At 71.2% G+C, this 15,222-nt stretch carries 13 protein-coding genes; 6 read left to right on the top strand and 7 right to left on the bottom strand.

The genetic code is table 11. The annotated features are described in order from the left end of the window. Window positions 1-72: 72 nt before the first annotated feature. Window positions 73-1,020 (top strand): protein-methionine-sulfoxide reductase catalytic subunit MsrP, encoded by a 948-nt coding sequence (msrP, locus tag WFI16_RS07170; protein WP_419897093.1) that lies wholly within the window; start codon window positions 73-75, stop codon window positions 1,018-1,020. On the opposite strand, the gene WFI16_RS07165 is transcribed toward msrP, so the two are convergent. From WFI16_RS07165 to recG, 6 genes are all read right to left on the bottom strand, one after another. After that, complete coding sequence (locus WFI16_RS07165) at window positions 1,011-1,457, bottom strand: NUDIX hydrolase (protein WP_419897092.1); 447 nt, start codon at window positions 1,455-1,457, stop codon at window positions 1,011-1,013. The two genes, msrP and WFI16_RS07165, sit on opposite strands and share 10 nt — an antisense overlap. Continuing rightward, on the bottom strand, window positions 1,454-2,521 hold the full coding sequence (locus WFI16_RS07160) for a DUF4340 domain-containing protein (RefSeq protein ID WP_419897091.1): 1,068 nt from the start codon (window positions 2,519-2,521) through the stop codon (window positions 1,454-1,456). The genes WFI16_RS07165 and WFI16_RS07160 overlap by 4 nt, the downstream gene beginning before the upstream one ends. A 16-nt stretch (window positions 2,522-2,537) precedes the next feature. Then, a complete protein-coding gene (locus WFI16_RS07155) occupies window positions 2,538-4,493 on the bottom strand; it encodes a GldG family protein (protein ID WP_419897090.1) in 1,956 nt (651 codons plus the stop codon). A 3-nt stretch (window positions 4,494-4,496) separates the two neighbouring features. Continuing rightward, window positions 4,497-5,228: an ABC transporter permease gene (locus WFI16_RS07150; RefSeq protein WP_419897089.1), complete on the bottom strand. Its 732-nt coding sequence runs from the start codon at window positions 5,226-5,228 to the stop codon at window positions 4,497-4,499. Next, on the bottom strand, window positions 5,228-5,956 hold the full coding sequence (locus WFI16_RS07145; protein ID WP_419897088.1) for an ABC transporter ATP-binding protein: 729 nt from the start codon (window positions 5,954-5,956) through the stop codon (window positions 5,228-5,230). Before WFI16_RS07145 ends, WFI16_RS07150 begins: the two co-directional genes overlap by 1 nt. Window positions 5,957-6,120: 164 nt before the next feature. After that, window positions 6,121-8,205 (bottom strand): ATP-dependent DNA helicase RecG, encoded by a 2,085-nt coding sequence (gene recG, locus WFI16_RS07140; protein ID WP_442970647.1) that lies wholly within the window; start codon window positions 8,203-8,205, stop codon window positions 6,121-6,123. Between the two features lie 35 nt (window positions 8,206-8,240). On the opposite strand from recG, the gene WFI16_RS07135 reads away from it, so the two are divergent. Beyond that, window positions 8,241-8,555: a succinate dehydrogenase assembly factor 2 gene (locus tag WFI16_RS07135; protein WP_419897086.1), complete on the top strand. Its 315-nt coding sequence runs from the start codon at window positions 8,241-8,243 to the stop codon at window positions 8,553-8,555. Continuing rightward, window positions 8,552-12,022 (top strand): transcription-repair coupling factor, encoded by a 3,471-nt coding sequence (gene mfd / locus WFI16_RS07130; RefSeq protein ID WP_419897085.1) that lies wholly within the window; start codon window positions 8,552-8,554, stop codon window positions 12,020-12,022. Before WFI16_RS07135 ends, mfd begins: the two co-directional genes overlap by 4 nt. A gap of 110 nt (window positions 12,023-12,132) precedes the next feature. Here the strand turns inward: mfd and WFI16_RS07125 are convergent, their stop codons facing one another. Further along, window positions 12,133-12,831: a DsbA family oxidoreductase gene (locus tag WFI16_RS07125; RefSeq protein ID WP_419897084.1), complete on the bottom strand. Its 699-nt coding sequence runs from the start codon at window positions 12,829-12,831 to the stop codon at window positions 12,133-12,135. 145 nt (window positions 12,832-12,976) lie between these two features. Between WFI16_RS07125 and WFI16_RS07120 the strand changes: the two genes are divergently transcribed. The 3 genes from WFI16_RS07120 to WFI16_RS07110 all read left to right on the top strand — a co-directional run bounded on the left by WFI16_RS07120 (window position 12,977) and on the right by WFI16_RS07110 (window position 15,222). Then, window positions 12,977-13,627 (top strand): metal-dependent hydrolase, encoded by a 651-nt coding sequence (locus WFI16_RS07120; RefSeq protein ID WP_419897083.1) that lies wholly within the window; start codon window positions 12,977-12,979, stop codon window positions 13,625-13,627. A 107-nt stretch (window positions 13,628-13,734) separates the two neighbouring features. Then, on the top strand, window positions 13,735-14,709 hold the full coding sequence (locus tag WFI16_RS07115) for an amidohydrolase family protein (RefSeq protein WP_419897082.1): 975 nt from the start codon (window positions 13,735-13,737) through the stop codon (window positions 14,707-14,709). 3 nt (window positions 14,710-14,712) lie between these two features. Then, complete coding sequence (locus WFI16_RS07110) at window positions 14,713-15,222, top strand: amidohydrolase family protein (protein ID WP_419897081.1); 510 nt, start codon at window positions 14,713-14,715, stop codon at window positions 15,220-15,222.

Here is a 15,222-nt window from a genome sequence, read left to right as displayed (position 1 = left end):
TGTATGCTGCCAGGGACTGGCCGGATGCCGGCGAGGCCCCACATGCAGCGGGCGATCAGGGAGAGCAAGGCCATGCCGATCCGCATTCCACGCGGCTGGGAACTGCCGGAATCCGCGGCGTCACCGGAGCATCTGGTGCTCGGCCGCCGCCGCGGTCTGCAACTCGGCCTCGGCGGGCTGATCGGCGGGGCGCTGGGCCTGCCGGCCGGCGCGGCGCTGGCGCAGGGCGCCATGGCGGCGCCGCGCAACGACCGCTTCGTCGCCGGCCGCGACCTGTCGCCCGAGCGCGACGTCACCAGCTACAACAACTACTACGAGTTCGGCAGCAGCAAGAGCATCTCGGCCGCGGCGCAGCGCCTGCCGATGAAGCCCTGGACGGTGAAGATCGAGGGGCTGGTCGAGAAGCCGATGGAGCTTGACCTGGACGGGCTGCTGAAGCAGGTCACCCTGGAGGAGCGGGTGCTGCGGCACCGCTGCGTCGAGGCCTGGGCGATGACCGCGCCCTGGACCGGCTTCCCGGTCTCGCAGCTGATGAAGATCGCGGCGCCGCTCGGCAGCGCGAAATACGTGGTCTTCGAGACGCTGGCCGACCGCGCCACCATGCCCGGCCTGCGGCAGAGCTGGTATCCCTGGCCCTATAGCGACGGCTGCACCATCGCCGAGGCCAATAACGAGCTCTGCTTCATGGCGGTCGGCCTGTTCGGCAAGCCGGTGCCGGCGCAGAATGGCGGGCCGATGCGCATCCTGTTTCCGTGGAAGTACGGCTTCAAGAGCAGCAAGTCGATCAGCCGCATCCGCTTCGTCGAGCAGCGCCCGGTCGGCTACTGGGAGAAGCTGCAGGAGGCGGAATACGGCTTCTGGGCCAATGTGAACCCGGAAGTGCCGCATCCGCGCTGGAGCCAGGCCAGCGAGCGGCTGCTCGGCAGCAACGAGCGCGTGCCGACCAAGCTGTTCAACGGCTATGGCGAGTTCGTGGCCGGGCTCTACACCGGCCTGCAGGGCGAGCGACTCTACGCCTGACGCAGCCGGATCTGGCGGCGGGCCTCGGCGATGGCCCGCAGCGCCTCCGGCCAGAGCGGCATGTCCGCCAGTTCCGCCGGCGAGAACCAGCGGGCGTCGTCGACATCGTCGCCCGCGACCGGCGCGCCGGACAGCCATTCGCCCGCAAAGTCGATGATGGTGTAGTGGAAGCGGAGCTGCCCGGCCTCGTCCCGGTTCAGCGCATCCACCACCACGGCCAGCGCGAGCGGCCCGACCTCGATGCCGGCCTCCTCGCGCAGCTCGCGGCGGGCGGCTGCCTCGGCGGTCTCGCCCAGCTGCTGGGCGCCGCCGGGGATCGACCATTCGCCCTGCCGCGGCGGGCGGCCGCGTTTCACCAGCAGCACGTCGTCGCCGCGCAGGGCGACGACGCCAATGCCGACCCAGGGCCGGTCCGGATATTCTCTTCCGCTGCTCACGGGCTGGCGGGAACGGCAGGGGCAGGGGTCTCGGGCGCCGGGACCGCGGGCGCGGCAGCCGGGGCCTCCGCCATGCGCAGCTCGGCCAGGGTGGGGACGAAGGCCTTCTGCTTCCAGGCGCCGACCTGATAGGCCCAGCCGCGCCAGCGGGCGTTGAAGCGCTCCGCCTCGGCATCGCCCTCGGCGACCAGCTTCAGCCAGACCGCTTCCTCATGCCGCGTCACCTGGACGGTGATGGCCAGCTTGTCGGTCAGGGTGAAGCGCGCCTCGCCCAGCGCCTCGCCGGGCATGTCGGCCTCGCGCTGCACGTCGGTCAGCGTCAGGAACTCGAAGGCGCCGGCGATGGCGTCGAGCGCCGCCTGCTCCAGCAGCGGATGCTCGGCCGGCTGGGTCATCTGCAGCCGGCCATCGGGCCCGTCGCTGCGGGTCAGCGCCAGCGGCGCCTCGCCGGTCCGGCGGATGGCGACATTGAGCACCCGCTCGCGCGGCAGGTTGGCGATGTCGCGGTCGATCCAGAGCTGCGCATCGGCATCCAGTGGCAGGCGGCCCTCGGCCAGCCAGGACTGGGTCTCGCCGGGGCGGCGGACATAGACGCTCTCCGGCAGGTTGCCCTGGGTGCGGACGCGGCGCCGGCCGACCACCAGCTCGGCGATCGGCGCGCCGGTGCCGTCCAGCACCCGCAGCAGCGAGGCGGTGGAGCCGGGCTTCTCCGGGTCCTGCAGCCCGAGCCGCTCCAGCAGCTCGGGATTGGCGGTGCGCGGCTCGACCAGGCGCAGCTCGGTCAGCCCGACCAGCAGCTCCCGGACCTTCTCGGCGCGGACCGGATAGTTGGCGGTCTCCGGCAGCACCCAGACATCGCCCTGGCTGCGGGCAACCGCCAGGCTGGCGTCGTGGCGCTTCACCTCGATCCGCATGGCGCCGGCCAGCCGGGCGGCCAGGTTCTGGAACATCAGCGGGGCCGAGCCGGTATCGGCCGGCTTCGGCCCGCCCGGGCCCAGCACTACCACGGCGCCGGCGGCGACGGCGGCGCTGCCGCCAAGGATCAGGAGGGTACGGCGTTCCATCGTCTTGCCCCTGTCCTCAGGCGCGCGCCGCGGCGCGGCGGCGGTTGCGCACCACCGCCAGGCCCAGCGCGAAGAGCGTCAGCAGCGCCGGCACTGCGGCGATGTTCAGGATGCGCAAGGCGCGCTCCAGCGCCTCGATGTCGCGCCGCAGCTCCAGCTGCACGCCGCGCAGCTGGCCGCGGGTGGCGACGATCTCGGCCCGTGCCTTGTCGATCTCGGCGCGCTGTTCCGGCGTGATGACGGTCTGGCCCTGGTTGCGCTCGCCGGGGGTGGCGGTGCCCGCCGACGTACCCTGCCGCAGCTCGCGCAGCCGCCGCTCGGTGGCTTCCAGCCGCTGGGTCAGCGCCTGCTCGGTCTGGCGGTATTGCGCCTCGGCGTCGCGCCGCATGTCCTCGACCAGGCCGAAGGGCCGCAGCGATTCACCGCGCGAGCGCAGCCCGATCAGCGCATCGCCGCCGGCCAGGGTGTCGGTCAGGTTGGCCACCAGCGCGCCATTGTCGCTGAGCGGCGTCGCCACTTGCTGGCCGAAGAAATCCTGCACCCGGACCCAGAAGCGATCCTCCAGGATGTCGCTGTCATTGGCCACGACCAGATTGGCCGGGCCGTCGCTCTGCGCGCGATGCGCCGGGAAGTCGGCCGGGCGCTCGGTGCCGGCGGGCAGGGCGGGCGGTCCCTCGGGGAAGGCGGATTTCAGGATGCCGCGGGCGCGCGCCATCAGCACGTAGCGGTTCCCGTCGCCGCGGAAGCCGGCCAGGATCTGCGCCGGGTTCGGGTTCTGCCGCACCTTGGCCGCGTCGATCAGCATCGCATGGTCGCTGCTGGTGATCAGCGGCGTGAATTCGATGCCAGCGCCCTCGCGCAGCCGCACCTGGCCGGCCGAGGCGAAGGTGACCTGCTGCAGATCGGCCGTCGCCACGTCGCCGCGCGCCAGCGAATCATCGTTGGCGTTGAACCAGGCGAGATAGTCGACCGCCTGCAGCCGGTCCTGCGGATTGGCGCGCACCCGCCAGGCGCCGCGCTGGTCCAGCACCACCTTGTCGGTCGGCGTCTCGATGCCCCAGGCATTCAGCAGCCGGTCGAGATTGGAGGAGGTCTCCGCCGGCGGCTGGCCGGTCGGGCCGGGGCGGCTGGCCTGGCTCTCGCTGTGCGGGTCGGTCATGACGAAGAGCTTGCCGCCCCGCATGACGAACTGGTCGATGGCATAGAGGGTGCTGTCGGGCAGGCCCTGCGGCTGCGCCACGATCAGCACCTGCATCTCCGGCGGGATCACCTGGGCATCGGCCGCCACGTCGCGCAGGGTGAAGAACTGCCGCAGCTGGTTGGCGATGACGAAGGGCTGCCCGGCGCCGGGCACGCGCATCATCATGGCGCGCGGGTCGCCATTGATCGGCAGGGCACTGAGCATGCCGACCACCGGCCGGCGCGGGTTGGACAGCTCGTAGACCAGCCGCGTCAGGTCGTATTCGAGGAAGCGCTCGCGGTCCGGCTGGAAGAAGGGCAACACCCGCTCGTCATCCAGCAGGTTGCTGCCGGCCAGGCCGAAATAGACCTGCTCGCCCGACTGGTCGACCGGCACCCCCTGGATGCCCAGCGCCATGGCGCGGTCCTCGGTCTCGCTGAACGGCTCGGGGTCGAGATATTCCAGCCGCAGCTTGCCGTCCGACATGGCTGCATATTCCTGCAGCATCTCCTTCACCCGGTCGGCATAGGCGCCATAGACCGGGACGCTGCTGCCCAGGCGGCTGGAATAGAACAGCCGCAGGGTGATCGGGTCCTGCAGGCCGGAGAGCACCTGCCGGGTGCCGTCGGACAGGGTGTAGAGGCGCTGCTCGGTCAGGTCGATGCGCACCCGCGGCAGCAGCCGGTCGGCCAGCAGATTGGCGGAGACGGCCAGCACCAGCGCGGCACCGAGGCCGCCGATGGAATAGAGCAGCCGGTTCGAGGCGCGGCGAGGGGTCGCTGAAGGGCTCATGGCTCAATCCGCCTTGCGGTGGTCGACGGCCACGGCATTGGCGAAAAGCCAGAAGCCGATGAAGCTGGCGAAATAGATCAGGTCGCGCAGCGTCAGCACGCCGCGGGCGAAATTGCCCAGCCGGTCGTTGAGGGAGATGCCGCGGGCGAGCTCCGCCAGCACCGGCACCCGCACCGAGAGGAACTCGGTCACCACCGGGCTGCCGGCGGCGGCGAAGAGGAAGCAGACCGCGACCGCCAGGACGAAGGCGATCACCTGGTTCTTGGTCAGCGCCGAGATGGCGGCGCCCACCGCCAGATAGGCGCCCGCCGTCAGCAGGCAGCCGGCATAGCCGGCGGCGATCACGCCATTGTCCGGCCTGCCCAGCAGGTTGACCGTGATGACCAGCGGGAAGGTGAGGGCGAGGGCAATCGCACAGAAGGCCCAGGCCGCCAGGAACTTGCCCAGCACCGCCTGGGCCTGGGTGATCGGCAGGGTCAGCAGCAGCTCGATGGTGCCAAGGCGCCGTTCCTCCGCCCAGAGCCGCATGGTCAGGGCAGGGACCAGGAACAGGAACAGCCAGGGCACGAAGCCGAAGAAGGGCTGCAGGTCGGCGGTGCCGCGGCCGAAGAAATTGCCCAGCGTGAAGGTCAGCGCCCCCGACATCACCAGGAAGATGACGATGAAGACATAGGCGACGGGGGTGGCGAAATAGCCGGCCAGCTCGCGCCGCGCGACGGTCAGGGCTGCGCGCATCAGGCGGCGTCCTTCGGCAGGGTCAGGTCGCGGAACACCTGGTCGAGCGAGGGGCCGCGCCGCGACAGCTCGGAGGGCGTCGCATCGGCCAGCACCTTGCCGCGGGCGATGATGATGGCCCGCGTGCAGATGGCCGAGACCTCCTCCAGGATATGGGTGGAGATGATGATGGCCTTGGTCGGCGCCATCTGCTCGATCAGCCGTCGCACCTCGTGCTTCTGGTTGGGATCGAGGCCGTCGGTCGGCTCGTCCAGCACCAGCACCGGCGGATCGTGCAGCAGCGACTGGGCGAGGCCGACGCGGCGCTTGAAGCCCTTTGACAGGGTCTCGATCGGCTGCAGGCGGACGCCTTCCAGCGTGGTCAGCTGCATGGCCCGCGCCACCCGGTCGGCGGCCTCGCTGCCGCGGAAGCCGCGCACCCGGGCGACGAAGCCCAGGAAGCCCGCGACCGTCATCTCGGGATAGGTCGGCGCGCCTTCCGGCAGGTAGCCGAGCTGGCGCTTGGCGGCGACCGGCCGGTCGACCACGTCCTGGCCGCAGATCCGCGCGGTGCCGGCCGAGGGCGTCACGAAGCCCGCCAGCATCTTCATGGTCGTCGACTTGCCGGCGCCGTTCGGGCCGAGGAAGCCCAGCACCTCGCCGCGCGCGACACTGAAGGACACGTCGTCAACTGCGGTGAAGCCGCCGAAACGCTTGGTCAGGCGGTCGATCTCGATCAGTGCGGACAACCGGTCACTCCCTGCAGGCTTCGGACGGGCTCCGGGTTTATACGCGACCCCGGCCATTGCAACCCCCGGCGCTGTTTCGGCCTTTTGCGCGGGGTGCCGCCGCCGCCCTGTCCCCGCAGGGAAGCGGCCGCACCGCTGTTATGGACGGTTGCTTAGGTGGCGGTTCAGCCGGCCGCCAGCGGAGCGAGGGACAGGTCATGGCCGAAGAGGGCCAGCAGCAGCCGCGCTGCCCGTCCGCGCGGCGTGGCATTCAGATCCGGGTCCTTCTCCAGCAGCAGGGAGGAATCCTGGTGCGCCATGCGGATCAGCCCGGCATGGCGCTGCGGATCGGCCAGCCGCCGGCCCAGCCGCCCGGCCTGGCGCAGCCCCAGCGCATCGCCGCCGCCGCGATAGTCGAGGTCGGCGTCGGCGATGACGAAGCCGTCCTGGGTCTCGCGCAGCACGGCCAGCCGCCGCTGCTCCGACTCGTTCAGCTCGGCCGAGGGCAGCAGCAGGCAGAAGGACTGGGCGTGGCCGCGCCCGACCCGGCCGCGCAGCTGGTGCAGGGCGGCGAGGCCGAAGCGCTCGGCCTGCTCGATGATCATGATGGTGGCCTCGGGCACGTCGACGCCGACCTCGACCACGGTGGTGGCGACCAGCAGCTGCGCCCTTCCGGCGGCGAAGTCCTGCAGCGCCGCCTCCCGCACATCGAGCTTCTGGGCGCCATGGGCGAGGCGGACCTTGTCGCCGAAGAGGGCGGCGAGCTCGGCATAGGTGGTCTCGGCCGCGACATTGTCGTGCCGCTCGCCTTCCTCGACGGCGCGCACCACCCAGTAGGCGCGGTGCCCCTCGGCGAAGGCGGCGCGCAGCCGGGCTGCCAGCTCGTCGCGCCGCTCGCGCGAGACGATGCGGGTGACGATCGGCTGGCGGCCGGCGGGGCGCCCCTCCAGCCGGCTGACCGCCATCTCGCCCCATTGCGTCAGCAGCAGGGTGCGCGGGATCGGCGTCGCCGTCATCACCAGCACGTCGGTGGTGCCCTTCTCGGTCAGCGCCAGGCGCTGCGCCACGCCGAAGCGGTGCTGCTCGTCCACCACGGCGAGGCCGAGGTCGCGGAAGGCGACGCCCTCCTCGATCAGCGCATGGGTGCCGATGACGATGGGGATGGACCCGTCGGCCAGCCCGGCCAGCACCCGCTTGCGCTCCTTGCCCTTCACCGAGCCGGCCAGCAGGGCGCAGGGCACCCCGGCCGCGCCGCAGAGCTTCTCGAAGGTGCGCAGGTGCTGGCGGGCCAGCAGCTCGGTCGGCGCCATGATGGCGGCCTGGGCGCCGCCCTCGACGGCGCGCAGCATGGCCAGCACCGCGACCAGCGTCTTGCCGGCGCCGACATCGCCCTGCAGCAGCCGCAGCATCCGCCGCGGCGCGGCCAGGTCGTGGTCGATCTCGGCCAGCGCCTTGGCCTGGGCCGAGGTCGGCGGATGGCCGAAGGCCGCCAGCGCCGCCTGCCGCAGCCGCCCGTCGCCGAGCAGCGCGCGGCCGGGGCGCTCCATCACCGTCCGCCGCACCAGTCCGACCGCCAGCTGCCCGGCCAGCAGCTCGTCATAGGCCAGCCGGTCGCGGGCGGTGTCGTCGGGGAAGACCTCGGGCGCCTGGATCATCTTCAGCGACTCGCCGAAGCCGCGCCAGCGGCGGCGGGCCAGCAGGGTGGCATCCTGCCATTCCGGCAGGCGGGGCAGGCGGTCGAGGGCCTCGGCCATGGCGCGGCCGACATCGCGCTGGCCCAGCCCCTTCACCAGCGGCCAGATCGGCTGCAGGGTGGGGATGGCATCCGGCGGCTCGACGAAATCCGGCGCATCCATCTGCCAGAGCTCGCGGAAGCGCTTCATCTTCCCCGAGACGCGGCGCGTCTCGCCCTCCGGATAGGTGCGGCCCAGCCAGGCGCCCAGCCAGGAGCGGCGGCCGAAATAGATCAGGTCGACCGGCCCCTCGGCAGAGTCGCACTGCACCGCCCAGGGCTGGGTGGGCGAGCGTGGCGGCACGACCGAGAGCACGCGGACGGGCAGGGTGGCGACCTCGCCTTCCCGCGGCGTCGCATTGCTGCGATCCTGGTAGCGCTCCGGCAGGTGGAAGAGCAGGTCGATCACCCGGCCGCCCTCGACCGCCTGGACCAGGCGCTTCCGCTTCTCCTCGGCCAGGCTCAGGCTGTCGAGCGGCGCGAAGAGCGGCGCCGCCTCATCTGCCATTTCGGCCTCTCGGGCTGACACGATTTCCATCCACCTCTATATGCCAGCCGCAAGAGGCGCCGCACATGTCCGAACCCGACCATAACGCCACCGAGCTGTCCCCCCGCCGCCGCCGGCTGCTGTACCGCGCGCACCACCGCGGCACCAAGGAGACCGACCTGATGGTCGGCGGCTTCGTGGCCCGGCATATCGCCGTCTTCAGCGAGGCCGAGCTGGACGAGCTGGAGGCGGTGCTGGAGCTGCTGGACGTCGACCTGGCCGACTGGCTGTCCGGCCGCCGGCCGATCCCGGCCGAGGTGGCGACGCCGATGCTGGCCCGCATGGCCGAGAAATGCTCGCAATTGGGCGCCGGCGTGCCGGAGGCGGCGCGGCGCGCATGACGCAGCTCACCGTCCACGGCGCGCCCGAGGGCTTCGACGCGCTGCTGCTGACGCGGCGCCGGGCCGAATCGAAGGACACCGTCCTGCATGTCTGCCGCGACGATGCGCGCATGGCCCGCATGCAGGAGGGGCTGGCCTTCTTCGCGCCGGAGATGGAGGTGCTGCGCTTCCCGGCCTGGGACTGCCTGCCCTATGACCGGGTCTCGCCGCATGCCGAGCTGGTGGCCGAGCGCGTCGCCACCCTGACCCGGCTGCTGGAGAAGGGCGACCGGCCGCGCATCCTGCTGACCACGGTCAATGCCCTGGTGCAGCGGGTGCCGAAGCCCGAGGTGTTCCAGGGCGCCAGCCTGACGCTGAAGCGCGGCGGCCGCATCGGCACCGAGAAGCTGGCGGCCTTCCTCGACGCCAATGGCTACAACCGGGTGGCCACCGTGATGGAGCCCGGCGAGTATTCGCTGCGCGGCGGCATCGTCGACCTCTACCCCTCGGGCGAGGCCGAGCCGGTGCGGCTCGATTTCTTCGGCGACGAGATCGAGAGCCTGCGCCGCTTCTCCACCGAGAGCCAGCGCAGCGGCGAGGCGCTGAAGGAACTCTGGCTGCGGCCGGTCGGCGAGATCTTCCTGGACGAGCCCTCGATCGCCCGCTTCCGCAGCGGCTATCGCGACCTGTTCGGCAATGCCGCGGCCGAGGACCCGCTCTATGTCTCGGTCTCCGCCGGCCGCCGGCATCCGGGCATGGAGCACTATGCCGCGCTGTTCCATGACGGCATGGCGACGCTGCTGGACTATCTGAACAGCGCCTCGGTCAGCCTGGACCACCAGGTGGATGACGCGCTGCAGGCCCGCCTCGAGATGATCGAGGACCACTACCAGGCCCGCCGCGGCGTGGCGCGGGAGGGCGAGGTGCCCTATCGCCCGGTGCCGCCCGGCCGGCTCTACCTGAACGGCCGCGACTGGGCCGCCATGCTGCAAGGCGGGCCGCTGCTGGCCTTCAGCCCCTTCCCGAAGCCGGAGGGCGCCGAGGGGATCGAGGCCGGCGGCCGGCCGGGGCGCCTCTACAACGAGGTGCGCACTGCCGGGCAGAACGTCTTCGCCGCCTATCGCGAGCAGGCCGAGGTGCAGGCCAAGGCCGGGCTGCGGCCGGTGGTCGCCGCCTGGACCCGCGGCTCGCGCGAGCGGCTGGGCAACCTGCTGCGCGAGAACGGCGTCCCCGCCCAGGCGGTGGACGACTGGGCCGGCGCCCGCAAGCTGCCGGCCGGCACGGTGGCGCTGGCGATCTATGGTGTCGAGCGCGGCTTCACCGGCCCGGCGGCGGAAAGCGGGCTGAAGGGCAGCGCCGCCATCGCGCTGACCAGCGAGCAGGACCTGCTGGGCGAGCGCATCGCCCGCCCGCCGCGCCGCCGCAAGCGCGCCGACCAGTTCATCGCCGATGCCACCGAGATCGCCGAGGGCGACCTGGTGGTGCACCAGGACCATGGCATCGGCCGCTACGACCGGCTGGAGACCATCGAGGTCAATGGCGCGCCGCATGACTGCCTGCGGCTGATCTATGACGGCGGCGACAAGCTGTTCCTGCCGGTCGAGAATATCGAGCTGCTGTCGCGCTTCGGCAGCGAGAGCGCCGGTGCCACCCTCGACAAGCTGGGCGGCACCGCCTGGCAGAGCCGCAAGGCCAAGGCCAAGCAGCGCATCGCCGACATGGCGGGCCAGCTGATCCGCATCGCCGCCGAGCGCCGGGTCAAGGAGGCGCCGCTGGTCACCCCGCCGGAAGGCGCCTGGGACGAGTTCTGCGCCCGCTTCCCCTTCGCCGAGACCGACGACCAGCAGCGCGCCATCGCCGACACGCTGGAGGACCTGGCCGCCGGCCGGCCGATGGACCGGCTGATCTGCGGCGATGTCGGTTTCGGCAAGACCGAGATCGCGCTGCGCGCCGCCTTCGTCGTCGCCATGTCGGGCGCCCAGGTCGCCGTGGTGGTGCCGACCACGCTGCTCTCCCGCCAGCATTTCCGGACCTTCTCGGCGCGCTTCGAGGGGCTGCCGGTCAAGGTCGCGCAGCTCTCCCGCATGGTCACCCCGAAGGAGGCCGCGCAGGTCAAGGCGGGGCTGGCCGACGGCACCATCAACATCGTCGTCGGCACGCATGCGGTGCTGGCCAAGGGCATCGAATTCGCCGATCTCGGCCTGGTCATCGTCGATGAGGAGCAGCATTTCGGCGTCGCCCACAAGGAACGCCTGAAGTCGCTGAAGGCCGATGTCCATGTGCTGACGCTGACCGCGACGCCGATCCCGCGCACCCTGCAGCTGGCGCTGACCGGCGTGCGCGAGATGAGCGTGATCGCGACGCCGCCGGTCGACCGGCTGGCGGTGCGCACCTTCATCATGCCCTTCGACGCGGTGGTGATCCGCGAGGCGATCCAGCGCGAGCGCTTCCGCGGCGGCCAGATCTTCTGCGTCTGCCCACGGCTGGAAGACCTGCCGAAGATGACCACGCGGCTGGCCGAGATCGTGCCCGAGGCGCGCATCGTCCAGGCGCATGGCCGGCTGACGCCGGTCGAGCTCGAGCGCGTCATGACCGAGTTCGGCGACGGCAAGCACGACATCCTGCTGGCCACCAACATCGTCGAGAGCGGCCTCGACATGCCGGCGGTCAACACGCTGATCATCTACCGCGCCGACATGTTCGGCCTGGCCCAGCTCTACCAGCTGCGCGGCCGCGTCGGCCGCGGCAAGCAGCGCGGCTATGCCTATCTGACCTGGCCGGCGACGCAGCGCCTCTCGGCCTCGGCCGAGAAGCGGCTGGCGGTGATGCAGACGCTGGACAACCTCGGCGCCGGCTTCACCCTGGCCAGCCACGACCTCGACATCCGCGGCGCCGGCAACCTGCTGGGCGATGAGCAGTCCGGCCATATCCGCGAGGTCGGCATCGAGCTCTACCAGCAGATGCTGGAAGAGGCGGTGGCCAACATCAAGGCCGGGCAGGGCAAGCGCGACGCTGGCTCCGATCGCGACTGGACACCGCAGATCAATCTCGGCCTGCCGGTGCTGATCCCGGAGAACTATGTCACCGACCTGCCGGTGCGCCTCGGCCTCTACCGCCGCATCGGCGGGCTGGTCGGCGAGGCGGAGGTGGAGGCCATGGCGGCCGAGCTCGCCGACCGCTTCGGCCCGCTGCCGGCGGAGGTCGAGAACCTGCTGCAGGTGGTCTCGATCAAGCATCTCTGCCGCCAGGCCGGCGTCGAGAAGCTGGATGCCGGGCCGAAGGGCATCGTCGTCGGCTTCCGGCAGAACCGCTTCGACAATGCCGAAGGGCTGGTCACCTGGGTCAGCGCGCAGAAGGGGCTGGTGAAGCTGCGCCCCGACCACAAGCTGGCCATGGTGCGGGAGATGGACCTGCCGGTCCGCGTGCGCGCCGCCAAGGACATGCTGGCCTCGCTGGCCAAGCTGGCGACGAAGGCGAAGAAGGGGTGACCGGGTCCTGGAGCGGGATGGCTTGAGGCGGAATCGCCGAAAAGCCTCAATCACGCGATCAGACAAGCAGCTGGAGCGGGTTGCCGGCGTCCTTCCGCAGGCAACCCGCTCTAGAACTCGGTCGCATCGGCGATCGCCACGTCGATCAGCCGTTCCAGCACCTCGGGCTCCTGCGCGCCGGCGATGGCATGGCCCGAGGTCTGGCCATGCGGCCCGGCCATCACGAAGCAGGGCACGCCGTTGATGCCCAGGCGGTGCGCCCGCAGGTTCTCGGCATGCACCGCGTCGTTCTCCAGCCCGCTGGCCAGGAAGCGCAAGGTGGCACGGCGCTCCAGCCCGAAGTCGCCAGCCAGCATCGCCAGGGTGTCGTGGCTGCCGATATCGGCACCCTCGCAGAAATGCGCGACGAACAGCGCGTCGACCAGGCCATCGGCCACGCCATGCTGTGCCGCATGCCGCACCAGCCGGTGCGCATCGATCGAGGCGGGGATGCGCTGGATCCGATCAAATCTGAAAGAAATATCCTCGGCCAGGCCCAGCTCGGTCATGGTGGCATGCAGCCGCCGCGCCCGTTCCTCGCCGCCGAACTTGCGGGCCATGTAGTCCTGGCGATGCACGCCGCCGGCGCCGAGGTCGGGATTGAGCAGGAAGGGCCGCCAGCGCAGGTCCGCCAGCAGCTCCGGCCGCCGTGCCAGGGCACGCCGCAGCCGCCTCGTGCCGAGGAAGCACCAGGGGCAGACCAGATCGAAGACCACTTCGATCTCCAGATGCGGGCGGGGCGGCGAGATCAGATTCACGCTGCTCAGCATAGGGCAGAAGCCGTCCGGCCGCAGCCCTTGGCGATCTTTCTGAGGGTGTCCCCGGTGAATCGTGTCGAATCAGGCTTGTAGGAAGTGTTCTTGACTCCTAATTGAAAGGAATCTGCCTAACGGAAAGGTCTGCCGCCCCGCGATGATGGCCGGCTCGCATATCGCGCTGGGCGCGGCGGCCTGGTTTGCCGCCGCGCCGCGGCTGGGCCTGCCGGCCCTCGACCCCGCCATGCTGGGCCTGGCGGTCTGCGGCGCCCTGCTGCCCGACATCGACCATCCGAAATCCTGGATGGGCAAGCGGCTGCGGCCGGTCTCCACCCTGCTGGGCGCGGTCTTCGGCCATCGCGGCATGACCCATTCGCTGCTGGCGGTCGCCGCCTGCATCGTGCTGATGCTGCGCCAGGAGGTGCCGCTGGCGATCAGCGCGCCGCTGGTGGTGGGCTATCTGTCGCATCTGGCGGCCGATCTGGTCACCCCGGGCGGGCTGCGCCTGGCCTGGCCGCTGCGCGGTACCTATGCCCTGCCGATCTGCCGCACCGGCTCTGCCTTCGAGCCCTTGGTGGTGGCGGTCATGCTGTCCTGGGCCTGGGGCAGCACCCCGGCGCGGCCGGATCTGAGTGCCGGGCTGCGCGCGACCGGCATCTGCCGGGTGCTGGGGCCGAGCCTGCCGGCGATCTGCCCGCCGGGCGCCGCGGCCGAGATCCCGCCGCGCGCGCCCGATGCGGCGGCCGCCTGGCAGCAGTTGCGGCAGTCGGGTGAAGTGCTGCTGGCCCGCCATATGCCGGGCGGCCGATAGGCGGCGGCATTGCGGCCGCCGGCGAATGCGCCTCTACTGCGCCGCTCGGCGGCCGGGGCGTCCCGCCCGGAAGGCCGAGATGTCCTGGCAGGGGGAGTGCGGACAGTATGGGTGCCTTGTTGATCAGCGGCGGCCGCGTGGTGGATCCGGCGAGCGGGACGGATGCCGTCGCCGACATCGTCGTCCAGGACGGGCGCATCGCCGCCATCGGCACCAACCTCGGCGAGGCGGAGCGCGTGATCGACGCCTCCGGCCTGGTCGTCGCCCCCGGCTTCATCGATCTGCACGCGCATGGCCAGTCGATCCCGGCCGACCGCATGCAGGCCTTCGACGGCATCACCACCACCCTCGACCTCGAGGCCGGTGTGCTGCCGGTCGGCTCCTGGTATCGCCGCCAGGCGGAGCAGGGCCGCATCCTGAACTACGGCGCCGCCACCAACTGGGCCTTCGCCCGCATCGGCGCCATGGTCGGCACCAACGAGGAATCCTCGCTGGAGGCCTTCGGCCGCGCCATGCGCGACAAGCGCTGGATGGACAATATCGCCACGGATGCCGAGCAGGCCGGCATCATCGACCGCCTGGCCCAGGGGCTGAACGAGGGCGGCATCGGTATCGGCATCCTCAATGCCTATGCCCCCGGCGCCGGCGTGCAGGAGCTGATCGAGGTCTGCAAGCTGGCCGCCGCGCGCAACGTCCCCACCTTCACCCATGTTGCCTACATGGCGAAGATCGACCCGCAGAGCGCGGCCGAGGCCTATATCCGCCTGATCGGCTATGCCGCCGCGACCGGCGCGCATATGCACATCTGCCACTTCAACAGCTCCAGCAAGACCGACATCGCGCGCTGCTACGAGTTGGTGCGCAATGCGCAGCTGAAGGGGCTGAACATCACCGTCGAGGCCTATCCCTACGGCACCGGCTCGACCGTGCTGGCGGCGGCCTTCTTCAGCGATCCCAACTTCGAGGATCGCAACGGGCTGGGCTATGATTCGGTGCAGCGCGTCACCGACGGCCACCGCTTCCGCGACCGCGCCGAGCTGCTCTCGGCCCAGGCGGAGGACCCGTCGCAGCTGGTGCTCTGACATGTGCTGGACACCGACAACAACGCCCGGCACCGCGAGCTGCTGGACATGGCCGTGCTCTATCCGGACGGCGCCATTGCCTCCGACGCCATGCCCTGGAGCATGCCGGATGGCAGCACCTATACCGGCGATGCCTGGCCGCTGCCGGCCGAGGCCACCTCGCATCCGCGCTCGGCCGGCTGCTTCACCCGCTTCATCCGGCACTGGGTGCGCGAGCGGCAGGCGATCTCGCTGGCCGAGGGCATCCGCAAATGCTCGCTGATCCCGGCGCAGATCCTCGAGGCCAGCACGCCGGCGATGCTGGGCAAGGGCCGGCTGGCGGTGGGCGCCGATGCCGACATCGTCGCCTTCGACTACGAGACCCTGACCGACCGCGCCGAGTTCACCGCGATGAACCGCCCCTCGGAAGGCGTGCGCCATCTGATCGTCAGCGGCACGCCGGTGATCGCCGAGGGCGTCATGGATGTCGACGCCCGCCCGGGCAAGGCCGTGCGCCGGCCCTCGATCGCCTGA

This window comes from Roseomonas sp. USHLN139 (genome assembly GCF_037145735.1).
In the GTDB taxonomy this organism is placed as follows: Bacteria; Pseudomonadota; Alphaproteobacteria; order Acetobacterales; family Acetobacteraceae; genus Pseudoroseomonas.
Note: the sequence above shows the minus strand (reverse complement) of the source record. Positions and strands in the feature narration are given on the sequence as shown.